At 33.9% G+C, this 230-nt stretch carries 1 protein-coding gene; it reads right to left on the minus strand.

Annotated features, from left to right (window positions below; translation table 11 throughout):
• On the minus strand, positions 1–230 hold a 230-nt coding region (tnpA, locus tag HMPREF2805_RS05480), incomplete at both ends, for an IS200/IS605 family transposase (RefSeq protein ID WP_148131609.1).

Raw genomic sequence — 230 nt, forward strand, 5'->3', positions numbered from 1 at the left:
GCGTGTTTATCGAACATCATTAGAGCGCTTTTACCTTTTAAATATCCCATGAAACTTGAAATACTAATTCTAGGTGGAATACTTACCAACATATGAACATGATCTGGCATTAAATGGCCCTCGATAATCTCAACACCTTTATAACTACATAATCTATGGAATATTTCTCCCAAACTACTTCGATATTGATTATAGATCACTTTTCGTCTATACTTAGGGGTGAACACAAT

This window comes from Streptococcus sp. HMSC034E03, from assembly GCF_001811505.1.
Classification (GTDB): domain Bacteria; phylum Bacillota; class Bacilli; order Lactobacillales; family Streptococcaceae; genus Streptococcus.